An 11929-nucleotide genomic window follows, 5' to 3' on the forward strand; every position below is an offset into this window, starting at 1 on the left:
GACGTTGATCGCCGGCCCCGCTACGAACAGGCCTACCCGACCGGTGACGGCTCATGAGGTCGGCGGCTGCAACGGTCACATGACCGGCATCCGCAGACGCCGAACCGATCACCGTCGATTCGGTTGCCCCTCAGGCCCTGTTGGCGAGATCACTCATGAACTCGTCCGCCGGCACGAACATCTTCGCGTAGTGATGCACCCACTTGATCGTTCCGTCCTGTCCGACGAGAGCGAAACTGTGCGCCGGTCGATCCGAGTGACCGTAGACACCGAGCATCCCGTAGGCCGATGACGTCTTGCGGTTGCTGTCGATCAGGATCGGCGTCGTGATGCCGAAACGGGCCGCCTCGGTTGCGACCTGGTCCGCAGGATTCACCATGATCGGCACGAATGTGATTCCCTTTGCGGCCAAGTCGCTCGCTATCTCGGGAATCTGGGCGAAACAGCCGTCACACCCGACACCCATGGAGAAGTAGAGCAGCACGTCGCCACCCTTGGCCATGACGTCCTGCAACGAGACCATCGTCCCATCGCTCGTAGGGAGGGAGAAGTCCGGCGCCGCCGACGCCACGACCGCCTCGTTCGGGCCTGAAGACAGGACACCGAAGAGAACCAGCCCGACGATACCGATGATGGGTATGCCAAACCCGATCCACTTGCCGATCGATGACTTGCGTTTCGGCTCCGGACGCTTCCGTGGTTGCGCTCCTGCTCTACTCATGACAACTCCCTTCTGTGTCTTCATCTGTGCTTTCGTGATCTTCATGGTCCGTTTCGGGAGGTCGGCGCCGTCCCGCGATGGCTATGGCAAGCCCTGCAACCCCGACCAGGAACAGGCCGGCCGCCCAGTCGGGAATGACTGCCAGGACGTCGACCACAGGGCTGAGATGTTCTTCGAACCACGTGCCGATTCCCGCCTGGAATGAAGGGGCGATGGTCGCTCCCGACACCCCGACAAAGATCAACACGATCCCCATCGCTCCCATCAGGCCACTGGTGACCAGGTTGAGCGTGTTCGTGACGAACGTCTTGCCGGCCAGGCGCCAGGTGACCGTTCTGCCCTTCATGAAGTTCCGTTCGCCGATGTGCCAGCGGTCCCATGCGACGGTCATGATGAGCAACGGGAACACCATCCCGAACACGTAGGCGAGACCGATGCCGACCCCTTGCCACATGGAAGGAGCGACGGCCGAGAGGGTGACCACACCTGCCAGGACCGGAGCACAGCATGAACTCGCCGCCCCCGAGAACACGCCGAGGGCGAACACTCCGGCCGAATCGGTTCGTTGTATGTCGGGAGATCCCTTGAGCATCGGCAATGCCCAACTGCGTCCGATTGCAGCGGCACCGGCAAGCCCGAGAAGGATCAGGCCGGCACCGACGTATACGGCGCCGTGATAGCGAAGCAGCGAGCGGGTCAGGAAACCCACACCGAGGGTGACGGGGACCAGCACGACTGCGAGACCGAGGGCAAAGATGAACGTCAGAGGGAGGAGCCGCCATCGGCCGTTTCTCACCGCCGCCGACAGGTATGCCGGGAACATGAACACGATGCAACAGGGGGCAAACAGCGCCACCGCGCCGGCAAAGAACGCCGCGATGAGCGAGCCCCCGAGAAAGACACCTTCCATCAACCACTCCCCTCGACTCGTGATGCCAACACTTTGCGCAACTTGCGCTCCGAGATCCTTCCGTATCCGAAGAGCTCACCGTCGATCAGCAGCAGTGGCGGGTACGGGGCCCTCCATCGCCGTTGAGCTGCCGCACCGTCGGGTGACGCGAGATCGATCTCGGATACGTCGAGAGGAACATCTGCACCTACCCGCTCGAGAACCTCGCGGGCATGGCTGCAGTAGTGACAGCCGGGGCTCGTCACGAGAGTGACGGAATGCCTCAACCCGTCACCTCGAGCGTTCCGATCATGCCCGCCTCGGCGTGACCCGGGAGAGAACACAGGATTTCGTACGTTCCCGCGGGCGGATCGGCCAATCCGACCGTTTCCTGCCCGCCGGGCCCTGCGGCCACCCGGACGCCAAGCGCGGGGATCGTGAGGTCGTGAGGCAGCGCCCCCTCATTGACGAGGGTGATGTTCACCGCTTCTCCGGCGGGAATCGTGATGGTTGAAGGCTCGAACCGAAACTCCGAGGCCACGACCGTCACCTGCGCGGCACCCGGGATCGCCGGGGATCCGGCCGACCCCCAACCGTCGTGCATCGGATGCCCGCCCATCTGGCCCCACCAGCCGGACGGATTGTCACCGTGCATCCCTGCCCACGGTGTCCCCGACCACGGAAAGAGAACCGTGGACGAGACGGTGGAACCGACGAGCGCCACGGCGATCAGAGCGAGCCCGACGATCCAAAGGCGTTTCATCGCTCAGCCCCGCGACAGCTCATCACGACGAGCAACGAACTCGTCATGATCGATCTCGCCGCGCGCATACCGCTCCTCGAGGATTTCGAGCGCTCTGCTTTTCGGACGCGTTCCGCTCCCTGACGATCCGGAACGCACCGCCCAAACGATCAATACAACGATGCCGACCCAGAAGAGCAGCATCCACAGCGGCCCCAACCAGCCTCCCCATCCCCACATCATGAAGTCTCCTCCTCGGTCAGGAAGAGGATGGCGTGGCAAGATCAAGCGGAGATGAGCGCGAATGTGAAGCTTCGATGAAGGTTCAGATGGCCGGCAGGCTGATCTCGAACGTCGATCCCGATCCCGGCCCTTCTGATAGGGCGATGACATCGCCGCCGTGCAGACGTGCCAGGCGGCGGGCGATGGTGAGTCCGATACCGGTGCCACCACGTCGTGAGGTGCCACCCCGGTAGAAGCGTTCGAAGATGGTTTCGAGGTGCTCGGGTTCGATACCAACGCCGGTGTCGCCGACCGTAACGACGACTTCACCCGATCCTGTTCGGCCGGCGATCTCGACACGTCCGCCCGCAGGCGTGTAGGACAGAGCGTTCCCGATGATGTTGGTGAAGACCTGAGCGATACGATCCCGGTCGGCTCTCGCCGGCAGGGGGGACATGTCGTGGACGACGAGTTCGACGCTGTTGCTCTCGAACTGAGGCCGGAGCCGTGCAGCGACCTCGCCGGCCACCTCACCGAGATCGAGCCAATCGGCTTCGAGCTCGATGCGTCCTTCCTCGACCCTCGACAGCACACTCAGATCTCGCGCCAGTCGCTTCAATCTGGACGCTTCGTGACCGGCCGCGGCAAAGATCTCGTCACTTGGAGTGAAGACGCCATCGAGCAACCCTTCCATGTAACCCTCGATCGTGGAGAGCGGGGTGCGCAACTCGTGAGCGACCTCGGAGATCAGTTGAAGTCGCCGCTGCTCCACCATGTCGAGCGCTTCGGCGAGAGCGTTCACATCGGTGGCGAGGGCGGCAAGTTCCGCTTCCGCGGGCATCGGAACCCGCTCCTGGTACGAGCCGGAGGCGAGACGTCGAGCTGCTCGGCGCACGGCCTCGACCGGACGCAGGATCCGCCCGGACGCATACGCACTCACCACGAGCGCCGTCGCCACACTCGCACCGAGGGACACCGCCAGCGCCCTTCCGAAGGATGCGTTGAAACTGGTCTTGAGTTGACCGACCATCGAATTGGACATCGTTCCAAACGTTCGGGTCATTGCAGCGAGGTGTGCAGCAAAGAACTGAGGCGCAAGAATCTGCATCGTCACGAGCATCGTTATGGCGCCAACCACGACGACGGTCAGATAGGAGACCAAGAGGCGAACCCGCAGGGTCTTGAACGGAATCCTCATCCGGCCTCCGCCACGAACTTGTAGCCGACCCCGCGCACCGTGGCGATGAATCGTGGATCGGCTGCCTGGTCGCCGAGCTTGCGACGAAGGCTGGAGATGTGCACGTCGACGACTCGATCTGCACCGAAGTAGTCCCATCCCCAGACGCGCTCGAGCAGCTGCTCACGCGTGAACACCCTCCCGGGCGCCGACGAGAGAGCGGCGAGCAGATCGAACTCGAGCGCACTCAACTCCACATGCTCGCCGTCCCGCAGCACCTCCCTGCGAGCGGGATCGATCGTCACACCAACGAAATGCACCGCATCGTCCTCTCGGGACGAGGGCGTCTTCCATCTCCGGAGAACCGCTCGAATGCGCGCCGTGAGCTCGCGGGGGCTGAATGGCTTCGTCACATAGTCGTCCGCTCCAACCGTGAGCCCGACGACACGATCCACCTCCTCCACACGGGCGGTCAACATGATCACGGGAACGTCCGACTCGGCCCGAATCTCACGGAGTACTTCAAAGCCGTCCGATCCGGGCATCACCACGTCGAGAAGCACCAAGTCCGGCCGTTTCTCTCTGAACAGCCGAAGCGCATCGACGCTGTTGGCCGCCTCGACCACCTCGAAGCCGTCCGAGGCAAGATACGACGCGACCATTCTTCGAAGTCCGGCCTCATCGTCGACCACGAGGATCAGACGCTTGTCCATGTCCCGATGGTATCCGGCCCACGACCAAATCCGGTACTCCCGGCTACCCGGTCGACAAAGCCTTGGCCGTCGACCGATGATGAACCCCGCCTGGATGGGCGCGCCGACACACCGGCCACCCTTGGATACAGGCGTGATCTGGGCACACCGGAGTCCAGAATCGCCTGACTCGAACGCTTCTGGTTCGGACCTTCGAGCTCTCGATCAGCGATGCTTCGGTGGTCATGATGCGAACGGCGTCACCTGTTCGACCTGGGTGTTGCGTCCCAAGACGGCCTGGCAACGTTGCAGATCGATCAATCTCCCGTTGCACTCGAAGGGCTTGGCCTGGCTCGGGCACGAAAGCGGAGTAGAGGCTCTGATATCATCGGCGGGTGGACGCCGTTGCTCTGACCCTGGACGTGGTCACCGCCGCGGTGACCGGGGAGCAGCCCAGGGTTCTCACCGTCGGCGATCCCCCCGCCATCCCCTCGGGATCCCTGCGCAGGGATGATTCGACATTCGAACTGGCGGTGCGCCGCCTACTCAAAGAGCAGACCGCACTCGAGGTGGGCTACGTGGAGCAGCTCTACACCTTCGGCGATCTCGCCAGGACGGACACGGCGAGTCGCCGCAGGGTGTCGGTCACCTACCTGGCCCTGGTCGAGGAGACGACTCCGGCACAGGGTGCCGCCTGGAGCGACTGGTACGCCTTCTTTCCCTGGGAGGATCACCGTGTCGCCTGGCCGGGGGTACTCTCCGAGCGGGTCGAGCCGGAGCTCACCGCATGGGCAGGCGGAGACGCCGAGCGCAGCCGCAGGGTCAGGTCGGCGTTCGGCCTGGGTGTCGCCTGGGACCCGATCCGTGTCCTGGAACGATACGAACTGCTCTACGAAGTGGGCCTTGTCGAAGAGGCGTATCGTGATGCCGGCACGGAGCCGCCTTCCGAACTGGGAACGGGCCTCGCCCTCGGTGGTGATCACCGCCGGATCTTGGCATCGGCCCTGGGGAGGCTGCGGGGCAAGCTGACCTACCGTCCCGTCGTATTCGAGGTGCTGCCGGAGACCTTCACCTTGCGCCTGTTGCAGCGCACCGTCGAGGCGGTGATCGGAGTGCACCTTCACACGCAGAACTTTCGTCGTCTCATGGAGCGCGAGCGGTTGGTCGAGGGAACCGGGCAACGGGCGCCTTCGAGCGGAGGTCGCCCGCCCGAACTGTTCCGATTCCGACGCGAGGTGTTGGGAGAGCGACCTCGTCCCGGCGTGCGTTTCCCCGGCTACCGTTAGTATTGCTCAAGTTGAGCAAAAGAGATCGGAGCTTCCCCATGACCGCACCTGCCGTCGCCGACCGGATCGCAGCGGTCCTTCCCGCCGCAGAGGCAGCTCTCGCCGTGCCCCTGCTCGAAGAGATCGAAGAGTTGAAACGCACACGTAACGCCGTCGTTCTCGCCCACAATTACATGACCCCGGACATCTTTCATGGGGCTGCAGACCTCACCGGCGACTCCCTTGCCCTGGCGCGCATGGCGACAGAGACCGAAGCGGACGTGATCGTCATGGCGGGCGTTCATTTCATGGCCGAGACGGCCGCCTTGCTCAATCCGGATCGAACCGTGCTCATCCCCGATCTCGATGCCGGATGTTCCCTCGCCGAGTCGATCACGCCCGAGCAGGTGCGAACGCTGCGCCGCGCCCATCCCGGTGTCCCTGTCGCGGTCTACGTCAACACGTCGGCAGGCGTCAAGGCAGAGTCGGACATCACATGCACCTCCTCGAACGCGGTCCAGATCGTCGAGAGTCTCGGTGCGGAGCAGGTCATCTTCCTCCCCGACCGGTATCTGGCCGCGTGGGTCGCCACTCAGACCGAGGTCGAGATCATCGCCTGGCAGGGAAGCTGTATCGTGCACGAGCGGTTCACCGGAGAGGATCTCCGGTCCCACCGGAGTGTCATGCCGCGGCTGACGATCCTGGCGCACCCGGAATGCCCCCCCGACGTTCTCGAGGAGGCCGATTTCGTCGGCTCCACGGCCGCCATGGAGCGCTGGGTCACCGACCGCCGGCCCGAGCAGGTGATGCTCGTCACCGAGTGCTCGATGTCGGACAACGTGGCGGCCGCCGTCCCGGACGTCGAGTTCATCCGACCCTGCAACCTGTGTCCGCATATGAAGCGGATCACCCTCGAAGGTGTGCGCGATTCCCTCCTCCATCTCAGGCATCGCGTGGTCGTCGATCCCGATATCGCCGGCAGAGCCGCCGCCGCCGTCGAACGCATGCTCTCGGTGTCGTGAGAATCGAAACCGCCGGCACCGTCGTTGTCGGGTCCGGTATTGCCGGACTGTCCACTGCGCTCGCCCTCGACTCCTGCGTCATCCTCACGCGTTCCGACCTGGGATCGGGTTCGAGCCGTCACGCCCAGGGTGGGATCGCCGCAGCGATCGGCCCTGGCGACAACCCCGCCGTTCACGCCGCCGACACCATCGCCGTCGGTGCGGGGCTGAACGATCGGCTCGTCGTCGATGCCGTGACCGCTGCGGCTCCGGATCGGATCCGCCGGCTGGAGGAGCTTGGCGCCCGGTTCGACCACGACGGGAACCGCCTTGTGCTGGGAAGAGAGGCGGGACATTCGACCCGCCGCATCATCCATGCCGATGGCGATGCCACGGGAGCCGAGGTGATACGCACCCTCGTCGCAGCGATCCGGGCACGTGCCGGGATCGACGTCCTCACCGGCTACGACCTTGTCGATCTCGTGCGCAGCGAGGGGCGGGTGATCGGAGTTCTCGCTCTCGATCCGGTGGGCGACCCGATGCTCCTGCTCGCCTCTGCGGTCGTGCTGGCAACGGGCGGCATCGGCCGGCTCTTCCTGCACACCACGAACCCTCGGGAAGTGACCGGAGACGGCCTCGCAGCGGCCGCCCGGGCAGGCACCGAGCTGGCCGACCTCGAGTTCATGCAGTTCCACCCGACGGCCCTCGCCGTTCCCGCAGACCCGTTGCCGCTGCTCACCGAGGCCTTGCGCGGCGAGGGAGCCGTCCTCGTCGACGAGCGGGGTGAGCACATCATGGAGGGAGTGCATCCCGACGCGGATCTCGCCCCCCGGGATCTGGTGGCTCGCACGGTGTGGCGCCGGATGGAGCAGGGCCATCGGATCGGACTCGATGCCACCCATCTGGGCGAGCGGTTCCTCGAACGCTTTCCCACCGTCTGGGAGGCGGCCGACACCTTCGGCCTCGATCCGCGGCGGGAACCGCTTCCCGTCACTCCTGCGGCACACTTTCACATGGGCGGCATCGCCACCGACGTTCGTGGCCGCACGAGCCTTCCCGGCCTGTGGGCGGTCGGCGAGGTGGCCTCGACGGGGCTGCACGGCGCCAACCGGCTCGCCTCCAACTCATTGCTCGAGGGCATGGCCATTGCCGCCAGGCTGGCACGGGACGTGACGTCGACCGCGACGACGGCCCCGGTCGCCGATGCGGGACGGCTCGAGATACCCGTAGACGCACTCTCCGTCGATCGCGATCGCGACCCGGCGGCGATCGAGTCGATCCGGGAGACCGCCTGGCGATGGGTCGGCATCATCAGGGACGCTGCCGGGCTCGGCGCGGCCAGGGAGCACTTCGGCCTACCCGGACGAACAGGACTCGTCGAACGGAACCTCCGTGCCGTGGGAGGGCTGGTCGCCTCGGCGGCGCTGGCCCGTACCGAGTCGAGAGGGGCCCATTTCCGCAGCGATTACCCCGCGCTCGATCCCGCACAGGCGCACCGTTCGATGGTGCGGCCCGATGTGGCACCGTCGGTGACGCCTGCACTCGGGAGTCGGATATGAGGTTCATTCCTCCCGGCACCATCGATCTGCTGCGGCGCGCCCTTGCGGAGGATCTCGCCGCTGCGGGAGATATCACCACGAACGCCGTCGTGCCTGCAGGTGTCCGCATGCAGGCGACTCTGGTGACACGCGAACAGGGGACCATCGCCGGGCTCGAGGCGTCGCTGCGCGTGTTCACCCTCCTCGACACCGATGTGACCGTCACGGCGCAAGTCGACGACGGAACCACGGTCCGAGCGGGCACGGCGCTCGCGTTCCTCGAAGGACCGGCGGTGGGGCTCCTCACCGGTGAGCGCACCAGCCTGAACCTGCTCTGCCACCTCTCCGGGATCGCCACCGCCACCGCGGCAGCCGTCGCCGCCGTCGAAGGGACCGGCGCCGTGGTCGCAGACACGCGCAAGACCACGCCGGGGTTGCGAGCGCTGGAGAAGATGGCCGTTCGCCTCGGGGGCGGGCGGAACCATCGCTTCGGGCTCTATGACGCCGTCCTGATCAAGGACAATCATCTGGCCCTGGTCGGCTCCGTGGATGCTGCGGTGCAACGAGCCAGGGACCGGGTCGGCCACATGGTGAAGATCGAGGTCGAGGTGGAGACACTCGACGCCTTGGCGGAGGCGCTCGATGCCGGAGTCGACGCGGTGCTGCTCGACAACATGAGCCCTCCCCTGCTTCGCGAGGCCGTGCGCCTGGTGGACGGCCGGTGCATCACCGAGTCTTCCGGATCGATCACGCTCGACACGATTCGCGCGGTCGCCGAGACGGGCGTCGACGTGGTGTCGTTGGGCTGGATCACGCATTCGGCTCCCGCCCTCGACATCGCCCTCGACGCAGACTGACACCCCGATCCCGATACCGGACATCGGCGGCGTCCCCCACGCACCCGCAGCACGTGGGCGGGCAGGGACTCTGGGCTCCACATCTGGCGCGACCCGCAGACGGGCAGAGCTGCCGTGATCGACATGACCGCCGAGAACCGCCTCCAAGCAGAGCAACTGAGCGACGGGCCTGGTGCCGTGGGATTCGTCTTTCGCGCCGACCCCTCGTCTTCAAAGACGCCGCCGTCGTGCTGTGCACCCAGAACCCGATCGCCGCATCGACCATGGGTCGCCTCGAGCGGTTTCTTGCCAAAGGCTCGGGTTGACGAGTCAAAGCACAACTTGGTTACCTTTCCTCAGTTGGTTACGATTCCCTAGTACCTGCACGGAGTGTGCCCAACGACGGGAAGGAACGATTGCGATGGACGTCGAGATCCTGATCGGGCGCCTCGTGTTCGGCGTGCCATTCGTGGCCTCGAGCTTCGCCTCGCCCGAACCGGTGGAATGGCGGGATACGCCGAGCCGCCCGGCGCCAGACGGGTCAAACCTCTCGTGGGAGTGTCGGGGCTGCCCGTCATCGTCGATGGGGCTCGCCGGCATCTGCTTGGGCCTCGGACTCCTGCTTGTGATGTCGCTCTCCCCCATCGCGTTCTTGCTGCAGCCGAGATTCGAAGGCCGCCGGCGGAGGACAGAGATACGTGGCGTGTTCGTCGGTCGACGCCCCGGAAGCGACCTCGTCGCCGTCCGACCACGAGAGATCTCGGCGGTCCACTGCTCCAGAGGAACGGCATGACCCGGATGGAGGCAGGTCCAGCCCATTCGGATGAGAAAGAAAGGCGATAGTCATGAAGGAAACCATCCTCGTCGTCGGCGCGACCGGAACGTTCGGAGAGCCCGTTGCGCGACGACTGCATGAAGACGGATACGCCGTTCGCGTCCTGTCACGCAATGTGGAGAATGCCAAGACGAAACTTGGAGATTCGTTCGACTACTTCCGGGGTGATGTCGCGGATCCTTCCACGTTGGAGGACGCCATCGATGGATGCTTTGGGGTCCACATCAACTTGAGGGGCGGCCCGAGAGCCGAGGACTTCGAGCGAATCGAATACGGAGGTGTGGCCAACGTCGTCAAGGTATCGGCAGGCAAGGGAGTGCAACGCATCGCGTATCTGTCGGGCGCGGCGACGTTCGAAGAGAACGCATGGTTTCCCATGGTGAGGGCCAAGCTTCGGGCAGAAGAAGCCATCCGCGAGAGCGGTGTGCCCTACACGATCTTCTGCGCAACACATTTCATGGAGTCTCTGGCTCTCGCCGTTCGCGGCAGACGAGCCACGATTGTCGGAAGGCAGCCGCACCGCTTGCATTGGCTCGCCTCACGTGACTACTCGAGGATGGTTTCCGAAGCATTCCGACGACCCGAGGCAGCGAACAAGCGACTCTTCATCCAGGGTCCCGACTCATTCACGATGCCCGAGGCGATCGAGAAGTACTGCTCGATCGTGCATCCCGACATCAAGGTCTCGTCTGTTCCGATCTGGCTGCTCTCGTTGATCGGCAAGGTGTCTTTCAGTCCGGAGCTGCAGTCCGTCGCCGCACTGATGAGTTTCTTCGACAAAGTGGGCGAGGGAGGAGACCCTTCGGAAGCGAATGATCTTCTTGGCGCTCCGACGACCACCTTGGAGCAATGGTGCGAGGAACAACGCAAGATCGCCTGATCCGAGACCTGCCCGAACCATGATTCCGCTGCGCTCCTCGGCGGCAGGTGAGCCGGACCGCGGGGCAGACGAGGGACCACCATCTCGGTCTCCAAGAGATCCGGGGCGACCCTTGCCCTTTGGCGGACCGGCCACGGGCACGTTCCACGTCAACGCGCGACACCCGTTTGTTGCTCTCGATCGAGGAGAACCGCGTTGGCGGAGGCGGCTCGCTGCAGCCACCGTGCACTGCTCTTGAGGATGCGCACCTGCGTGGCGTAGTCGACATACACGAGCCCGAAGCGCACGACACTCGGTGCTCTGACACGATCAGCCCGGTGCAGAGTAGCTGGACCAAGCAGATCCCACCTGAAAGGCTCACTGTCAGCGAGGCCACACTCATCTTCACCAAACTTCTCAGGTCTTCTCAACAACACGAGTGGGTGTTTTCGCCAACACCCTGCAGTTGCCGGCCAACGAGATTCGCTGACCTGCGTGTTCGCCGCGTCAAGGGTGGTGTGCATTCACACCACTGGTCGGATTCTCACACTTGTTGCGGAGGCGTCTTCACTCGCTCACCCTACGGTGCGGTGATGGTCGTGGTGATGTTCACACCGGGTCCCGGTGTGAGGAGCGGGCCTACCGTGTCGAGGATCTCACAGTCGGTCGGGTCGATCGCTGCGACGGTCACACTGTCGGCATTCGTGAACGCGTAGACGAATGTCGGCTCGGCCCAGCGCCTGACTCACAGACGCTCCCGCGGCGAACCCGACGCCGCTGCAACTGTCGATCTCGTCGGATGGGATCTGGATCGGCTCACCAGACGTGTAGCCGTCGACTTCGGCCCGGATACGATCGGCATCACCGTGCGCGTCGACGACGAGCCTGCGCAGATCTCCGAGGGCGGAGTGATCGACGTTGCCGACCTGAGGGAGTTGCACCATGATGGGCGGCACGGTCGGGGGCGGCCGGCCGGGTGGCGGCGACGTCGTCGGTTCGGGTACGTACGCGTGGGCCTCGGCGGTGACCGATGGTCCGCCGCTCACGGCGACAATCCCCGAGACGGTACCGACGAACGTCTGGCCCGAGGTGGTCTTACCGGTCGCCGTATCGATCCGGACGAGCGTGTCCTTCCACTGTTCGGACGATTCC

General features: G+C 64.8%; 14 protein-coding genes and 2 pseudogenes (1 of these 16 cut by a window edge). 6 read left to right on the top strand and 10 right to left on the bottom strand.

Annotated elements, in window-relative coordinates:
• Positions 1-130 precede the first annotated feature (130 nt).
• The 7 genes from GXP34_14535 to GXP34_14565 all read right to left on the bottom strand — a co-directional run bounded on the left by GXP34_14535 (position 131) and on the right by GXP34_14565 (position 4464).
• Positions 131-721: a redoxin family protein gene (locus GXP34_14535; protein ID NOY57183.1), complete on the bottom strand. Its 591-nt coding sequence runs from the start codon at positions 719-721 to the stop codon at positions 131-133.
• The gene (locus GXP34_14540; GenBank protein ID NOY57184.1) at positions 714-1631 is read right to left on the bottom strand and encodes a cytochrome c biogenesis protein CcdA; all 918 of its coding nucleotides are present in this window, start codon (positions 1629-1631) and stop codon (positions 714-716) included. The genes GXP34_14535 and GXP34_14540 overlap by 8 nt, the downstream gene beginning before the upstream one ends.
• Positions 1631-1897 (bottom strand): thioredoxin family protein, encoded by a 267-nt coding sequence (locus tag GXP34_14545; GenBank protein ID NOY57185.1) that lies wholly within the window; start codon positions 1895-1897, stop codon positions 1631-1633. Before GXP34_14545 ends, GXP34_14540 begins: the two co-directional genes overlap by 1 nt.
• The gene (locus GXP34_14550; GenBank protein ID NOY57186.1) at positions 1894-2373 is read right to left on the bottom strand and encodes a hypothetical protein; all 480 of its coding nucleotides are present in this window, start codon (positions 2371-2373) and stop codon (positions 1894-1896) included. The genes GXP34_14545 and GXP34_14550 overlap by 4 nt, the downstream gene beginning before the upstream one ends.
• Before the next feature lie 3 nt (positions 2374-2376).
• Positions 2377-2595: a hypothetical protein gene (locus GXP34_14555; GenBank protein ID NOY57187.1), complete on the bottom strand. Its 219-nt coding sequence runs from the start codon at positions 2593-2595 to the stop codon at positions 2377-2379.
• Between the two features lie 82 nt (positions 2596-2677).
• Entirely contained in the window at positions 2678-3772 is a 1095-nt protein-coding gene (locus GXP34_14560; protein ID NOY57188.1) for a HAMP domain-containing histidine kinase, read from the bottom strand.
• On the bottom strand, positions 3769-4464 hold the full coding sequence (locus GXP34_14565) for a response regulator transcription factor (GenBank protein NOY57189.1): 696 nt from the start codon (positions 4462-4464) through the stop codon (positions 3769-3771). The genes GXP34_14560 and GXP34_14565 overlap by 4 nt, the downstream gene beginning before the upstream one ends.
• 374 nt (positions 4465-4838) lie before the next feature.
• Here GXP34_14565 and GXP34_14570 point away from each other — a divergent pair, with 374 nt between their 5' ends.
• From GXP34_14570 to GXP34_14595, 6 genes are all read left to right on the top strand, one after another.
• Complete coding sequence (locus GXP34_14570; protein ID NOY57190.1) at positions 4839-5729, top strand: hypothetical protein; 891 nt, start codon at positions 4839-4841, stop codon at positions 5727-5729.
• Positions 5730-5767: 38 nt separating this feature from the next.
• Positions 5768-6730, top strand: a complete 963-nt coding sequence (gene nadA / locus GXP34_14575; GenBank protein ID NOY57191.1) for a quinolinate synthase NadA — start codon at positions 5768-5770, stop codon at positions 6728-6730.
• Positions 6727-8268: an L-aspartate oxidase gene (locus GXP34_14580; protein NOY57192.1), complete on the top strand. Its 1542-nt coding sequence runs from the start codon at positions 6727-6729 to the stop codon at positions 8266-8268. Before nadA ends, GXP34_14580 begins: the two co-directional genes overlap by 4 nt.
• On the top strand, positions 8265-9104 hold the full coding sequence (gene nadC / locus GXP34_14585; GenBank protein ID NOY57193.1) for a carboxylating nicotinate-nucleotide diphosphorylase: 840 nt from the start codon (positions 8265-8267) through the stop codon (positions 9102-9104). The genes GXP34_14580 and nadC overlap by 4 nt, the downstream gene beginning before the upstream one ends.
• 400 nt (positions 9105-9504) lie before the next feature.
• Complete coding sequence (locus GXP34_14590; GenBank protein NOY57194.1) at positions 9505-9876, top strand: hypothetical protein; 372 nt, start codon at positions 9505-9507, stop codon at positions 9874-9876.
• Between the two features lie 52 nt (positions 9877-9928).
• A complete protein-coding gene (locus GXP34_14595; GenBank protein ID NOY57195.1) occupies positions 9929-10798 on the top strand; it encodes an SDR family NAD(P)-dependent oxidoreductase in 870 nt (289 codons plus the stop codon).
• 149 nt (positions 10799-10947) lie between these two features.
• Here GXP34_14595 and GXP34_14600 read toward each other — a convergent pair.
• The 3 genes and pseudogenes from GXP34_14600 to GXP34_14610 form a co-directional block, all read right to left on the bottom strand.
• A pseudogene (locus tag GXP34_14600) lies at positions 10948-11082 on the bottom strand (family 1 glycosylhydrolase).
• Between the two features lie 351 nt (positions 11083-11433).
• Positions 11434-11823, bottom strand: coding sequence for a hypothetical protein (locus GXP34_14605; protein NOY57196.1), 390 nt, complete (start codon positions 11821-11823; stop codon positions 11434-11436).
• Positions 11820-11929: pseudogene (locus tag GXP34_14610) on the bottom strand (hypothetical protein); it runs 1039 nt beyond the window's last position. The gene GXP34_14605 and the pseudogene GXP34_14610 overlap by 4 nt, the downstream one beginning before the upstream one ends.

The sequence above is a fragment of the Actinomycetota bacterium genome (assembly GCA_013152275.1).
GTDB lineage: Bacteria > Actinomycetota > Acidimicrobiia > Spongiisociales > UBA4744 > BMS3Bbin01.

What these genes read in the sequence shown, in the direction of transcription:
- nadC (NOY57193.1), top strand. Translation starts at nt 8,265, where the DNA reads ATGAGGTTCATTCCTCCCGGCACCATCGATCTGCTGCGGCGCGCCCTT.
- GXP34_14560 (NOY57188.1), bottom strand. Translation starts at nt 3,772, where the DNA reads ATGAGGATTCCGTTCAAGACCCTGCGGGTTCGCCTCTTGGTCTCCTAT.
- GXP34_14590 (NOY57194.1), top strand. Translation starts at nt 9,505, where the DNA reads ATGGACGTCGAGATCCTGATCGGGCGCCTCGTGTTCGGCGTGCCATTC.
- GXP34_14555 (NOY57187.1), bottom strand. Translation starts at nt 2,595, where the DNA reads ATGATGTGGGGATGGGGAGGCTGGTTGGGGCCGCTGTGGATGCTGCTC.
- GXP34_14535 (NOY57183.1), bottom strand. Translation starts at nt 721, where the DNA reads ATGAGTAGAGCAGGAGCGCAACCACGGAAGCGTCCGGAGCCGAAACGC.
- nadA (NOY57191.1), top strand. Translation starts at nt 5,768, where the DNA reads ATGACCGCACCTGCCGTCGCCGACCGGATCGCAGCGGTCCTTCCCGCC.
- GXP34_14540 (NOY57184.1), bottom strand. Translation starts at nt 1,631, where the DNA reads ATGGAAGGTGTCTTTCTCGGGGGCTCGCTCATCGCGGCGTTCTTTGCC.
- GXP34_14550 (NOY57186.1), bottom strand. Translation starts at nt 2,373, where the DNA reads ATGAAACGCCTTTGGATCGTCGGGCTCGCTCTGATCGCCGTGGCGCTC.
- GXP34_14565 (NOY57189.1), bottom strand. Translation starts at nt 4,464, where the DNA reads ATGGACAAGCGTCTGATCCTCGTGGTCGACGATGAGGCCGGACTTCGA.
- GXP34_14595 (NOY57195.1), top strand. Translation starts at nt 9,929, where the DNA reads ATGAAGGAAACCATCCTCGTCGTCGGCGCGACCGGAACGTTCGGAGAG.